The following is a 2,443-nucleotide window of genomic DNA, read 5'->3' as shown; positions in this document are numbered from 1 at the left end:
AAGAGTGCTACTTAAAAAATTCAATGAATAGTAAAATTATTACGTTTGATAAAAGCGGACATACTCCTCATAATGATGAGCCATATAAATTCATAGAGACAGTTATTGATTTTTTACGTTAATCATAGCAATCAATAAAGAATTAATTGATACTAAAAACAATCTACACAAAACAAAAAGATTTTTGTGACTAATTCGTAATCTGTGGAAAATGCGAACTAATAATTGAAAATGAAAATACGAATATTGATCTTTGAAAATTGAATAATGCGATATCTACAAGATATGTTATAATTGACCCCGGATAGTAAAATGTGATTACTTAACAATATCAAAGCATTAGAATTAAAAGTCTGAACTATGCTAAAAATAAATAATAAATTTAGATATAAAAGTTAAGAGGAATTACTGCAATTAAAATAGTGATACGATAAATAAAAGGAAGTGAATGTTTTGTATAAACGTAAGTTAGAGAAGGACATACGTTGTTCTTTAGAATATGGTTTGAATATCTTTGGAGGAAAATGGAAATCGAGAATTATCTGTGTATTATCAGATAAACATACAATCAGATATAATGCACTTTGTAAGGAATTATATAATATTACAGATGCTGTCCTTGCATCTACATTAAAGGAAATGTTAGCAGATGGAATCATTGAACGTAAACAATATAATGATGTTCCACCAAGAGTAGAATATAATTTGTCCGCTAAGGGAGAATCTGTTGTGCCGATTCTTAAAAGTATTTGTGAATGGTCGGGTGCGTATCATCATGCAGATAATGGACGTACATTAACAATTTGTCAGACATGTGACTATAATGTTAATTAATATTTAGTATATAAAAAAATTGAATTAATTATAAAGTGTAACTTCTTATTACTATGAAATTTATTAGCCACTAATAAATTTCATAGTATATTTCAATATGGAAGTTCCTTTGATATAATTTGAACAATACTATATTGGGAGGTCAAAATATGGAGAACATAACAATTGAGATTGTAAGAGATGGAAATATTGAGCAATGTAGAGAACTATGTAATGAATTAATGGCATTTCAAAAATCAAAGGCGACTATAGAGCCAGAAAGATTTGACGCTATGAGTTTTGAAACAAGAATGAAAAAAAGTTATGAAAGTTCGTTAGAGAGTCAGATTATTGTTGTTAAGGATAATGGTATTCCTGTTGGATATGCTTTTTCTACAATAGAAGATACAGAGAGCAATAAGGATTCTGGTTTTTACCCAGAGTGGGATAATCTTCCGAAAAAGATTGGTTGCTTAAGTAACCTATATTTTAAGGATAAATATCGTGGTCTTGGACTTGGCTCCAAAATGTTTGAAATGTCTATGGAGTGGTTTGAGAGCTTTCCGGATATTGAGTTAATATTTATATATGTTTCAAATGGCAACGATGCGGCACTTAAGTTTTATCTTAGTCGCGGATTTACCTTTAGTCACGAGGTATGGGGGGGCTTTATAAAGGCTGTTTATAAGTTTAAAAAGTAGAAGAGAGAGTATTTTTATATAAACATTTTATTTAACAAAATTATTATTTATAAAAATCTATATTGACAAAAAAGACATTGTATATTTATAGTGAAAAATAAATAACAGATTGTAAAATCGCATTATTCAAGGAGAATGAATTTGCGATTTTTTTTGTTGCGCCATACTAATATTTCATGCATTAATATAACAACTCTAATTTTACATTTATCAGTACATTTTCTGCATTACATATAATTGAATGTAAATCAAAACTTTATAAGCATCTCTATTACCACAACATTCAGAAATGAATTTGTGGTATTTTTATATTCTATAGGATTATATTGGTAAAACATGTTATAATTTATGATATATGCTCAACAGATTGCTAATATGGTTAAAATAATTGGACAAGATGAGTTAATAAAAAGAGTTTCTGGAGCAGATCCAACTGTTATCTTTAAACAGCAGTAAAAGAGAATAGGGAGAAAATAGCTTTTATATACTAGTACATTCATAAATGAATTTATGGTATTTTGTTAATTAGATTAGCATTATATATTAAGGAGTAGAAATGAATATTCGTAGACAAAAACGTAAAGAAGAGGAAGAACTAAATAAAAAGAAAGAACGGAAAGTTTACAATCGTTTATGTATTGTAGGTTCATTTATACTATTATTTGGCGGTTTCTTTGGAACATCAAGAGGAACAGATCAATCAGTGTTCACTATTTTTATAAATAATCCATCAAAAGGGTTGCCTTATGTAATAATAATTGTAACGATTACCGCTATTTTTTATGTAATTGTACGGTTCTTTCCTTCCGTAAAGGGCAAATGAATTATTAATATAACTAGCAAATTGAAATGATGCATAAGTTTAAAAAATACTTAAAATGCAATAAAGAGCAACATATCATACGGGGAATATGAATGTTACTCTTTAT

The 2,443-nt window shown here is 28.0% G+C and carries 3 protein-coding genes; all 3 read left to right on the top strand.

Annotated elements, in window-relative coordinates; all coding sequences use genetic code 11:
* Positions 1-453 precede the first annotated feature (453 nt).
* The 3 genes from CLOBL_RS27045 (at position 454) to CLOBL_RS27035 (ending at position 2,337) form a co-directional block, all read left to right on the top strand.
* Positions 454-834, top strand: a complete 381-nt coding sequence (locus CLOBL_RS27045) for a helix-turn-helix domain-containing protein (protein ID WP_077861819.1) — start codon at positions 454-456, stop codon at positions 832-834.
* A gap of 149 nt (positions 835-983) precedes the next feature.
* Positions 984-1,514 (top strand): GNAT family N-acetyltransferase, encoded by a 531-nt coding sequence (locus tag CLOBL_RS27040; RefSeq protein WP_143323976.1) that lies wholly within the window; start codon positions 984-986, stop codon positions 1,512-1,514.
* A 556-nt stretch (positions 1,515-2,070) separates the two neighbouring features.
* Entirely contained in the window at positions 2,071-2,337 is a 267-nt protein-coding gene (locus CLOBL_RS27035) for a hypothetical protein (RefSeq protein WP_077861817.1), read from the top strand.
* Positions 2,338-2,443 lie beyond the last annotated feature (106 nt).

This window comes from Clostridium sp. BL-8, from assembly GCF_002006495.1.
Lineage (GTDB): Bacteria > Bacillota > Clostridia > Clostridiales > Clostridiaceae > Clostridium.
The sequence above is the reverse complement of the archived record's forward strand: the minus strand, read 5'-3'. Positions and strand labels throughout refer to the sequence as shown.

Coding starts and splice junctions, on each gene's coding strand:
- CLOBL_RS27040 (WP_143323976.1), top strand. CDS start 984: ATGGAGAACATAACAATTGAGATTGTAAGAGATGGAAATATTGAGCAA.
- CLOBL_RS27035 (WP_077861817.1), top strand. CDS start 2,071: ATGAATATTCGTAGACAAAAACGTAAAGAAGAGGAAGAACTAAATAAA.